2 protein-coding genes are annotated in these 1,865 nt (G+C 29.1%); both read right to left on the bottom strand.

The genetic code is table 11. The features are described from left to right. Window positions 1–11: 11 nt before the first annotated feature. Entirely contained in the window at window positions 12–353 is a 342-nt protein-coding gene (locus tag AAGV28_RS15370) for a lipocalin family protein (RefSeq protein WP_373407636.1), read from the bottom strand. 219 nt (window positions 354–572) lie between these two features. Then, window positions 573–1,625 carry a tyrosine-type recombinase/integrase gene (locus tag AAGV28_RS15365; RefSeq protein ID WP_373407635.1) on the bottom strand — a complete coding sequence of 351 codons (1,053 nt, stop codon included), beginning with the start codon at window positions 1,623–1,625 and terminating at the stop codon, window positions 573–575. Between the last annotated feature and the right edge of the window lie 240 nt (window positions 1,626–1,865).

Raw genomic sequence — 1,865 nt, 5'->3', positions numbered from 1 at the left:
GTGTGTAGTTTTTATTTTTTGAAATTAATATAGGTTTTAGGACTTTCAGGAATGCTTGAATACAAATTTTCTATTTTAAATTCATTTTCATTAATTTTTACAAATTCAAAATCCTTAGTAAATCCACTATTATTACTTAAATTAATTGAATTGCCATTAATTTTGTAGTTAAATTCGTCTGGATTTTCGGATTTGATAATAACTAGTGAATTATTTGACTTAAAATTAATCTGTGTTCGGCCGGCAACAGGTGTAACTTCAGAATATGTTCCATTATCCAGAATGTTGTTTTCATCTTGATTACAAGAAAATAGAGAGAAAAAAAGTACTAATACAAACAAAAAATTTTTCATAATACATTATGTTTAAGTTATTATTTTATTTTCTTAATTCTACGCGTTATTTTGGTAAAATTGCACACAACTCATAAATATACGCAACTTTAAAAGTTGAAATATATCTAATTGTCTGGTTTTAAATTGTTTAATTACGACAATACACAAAAAACGCATTGCGTTTTTTGTGTTGTCGATGTTTCTTTGTTATTTGTTTCGAAAATAAGAAAAATAATATTACAAATTATCCAGTGGACTAATTATTTTTCGAATATTTTTATCAGTTACTTCGGTATAAATTAAAGTGGTTTTAATATCACTATGCCCCAAGAGTTCTTGGATGAAACGAATATCGGTTCCTTGTTCTAATAAATGGGTGGCAAAACTGTGTCGCAAACTATGAATACTTGCCATTTTGTTAATTTTTGCTTTCAATAAAGCGTTTCTAAATACTTGTTGTGCACTTCGGCTACTATATTGTTGTCCATTTTGTCCTTCAAATAAATAGATTTTAGGTTTGTATTCTACAAAATAAATACGAAGTTGTGGCAATATGCTTTCTGGTAAATTAACGTAGCGGTCTTTTTTCCCCTTGGCACGTTCGATAAAAACTTGCATTGCTTTGCTATCAATATCCGTTATTTTTAGATTTACAATTTCAGAAACCCTTAATCCTAAACCATAACATAACTTGAGTATTGTATTGTGTTTTAAATTGGGAGTGACTTCAAATATTTTTTTTATGTCGCTGGGTGCAATAGCTTTAGGTAATTTTAATGGTTTTTTAGGTCGTGGAATTTCGATTAAAAATCGTTCTCTTTTTAAAACCTGCTCATAATAAAATTTAATGGCATTAATACGGCTGTGAATCGTAGCTTCAGATAATTTTAGCTCATTGATACAATATAAAATATGGTTCCGAATGTCTTCGGTAGTGCAGTTTTGGGCTGGAGTCTGTGTTAGGTAGTTTAAATAAATGCCAAATTCATTACGATAGGTTTTTAAGGTATTATCGCTATAGCCTTTTAATTGTATTTCCTCAATATATCGTTTTAAAACCAGTTGATTGTTTGCTTGAATTTGTGATAAAGCCGATTTTCCTTCGTTAAGATTTATTTTAAACCGAATTCTATTCTCAACAGTATCTGGAATATGCCAAGCCATTTTTTGTTGGCTCCATCTAGCGCCTTCCAGTTTTTTGATCCGAGCAATCAGTTCCGCATTTTTTTCAAAGTAAACCGCAATTCGTTTTTCTCCTTTGTGTGTTATAGGTTTAGCTGTCCAGTTCATATCCAATTGATTTGATGATTTAAAGATAATTGATTTTCAATTTCAAGAAGAACAACAATGATAATTTAAGATAAAATATTTCCAAAACGTATGTTGTATAGTTATTTAGGATGGGACAAATTATAGTTGCAGTAAAGTTTAATGATAAATAAAGCTTGAGAACTAAATTCAATAAGAAAATGTAAGAGGTCTTGTTAAATAAAAAAAGTACAGCGTGCACTGTACTTTTAGTATATAAAT

This window comes from Flavobacterium zubiriense (genome assembly GCF_041729725.1).
Taxonomy (GTDB): domain Bacteria; phylum Bacteroidota; class Bacteroidia; order Flavobacteriales; family Flavobacteriaceae; genus Flavobacterium; species Flavobacterium zubiriense.
The sequence above is the reverse complement of the archived record's forward strand: the minus strand, read 5'-3'. Positions and strand labels throughout refer to the sequence as shown.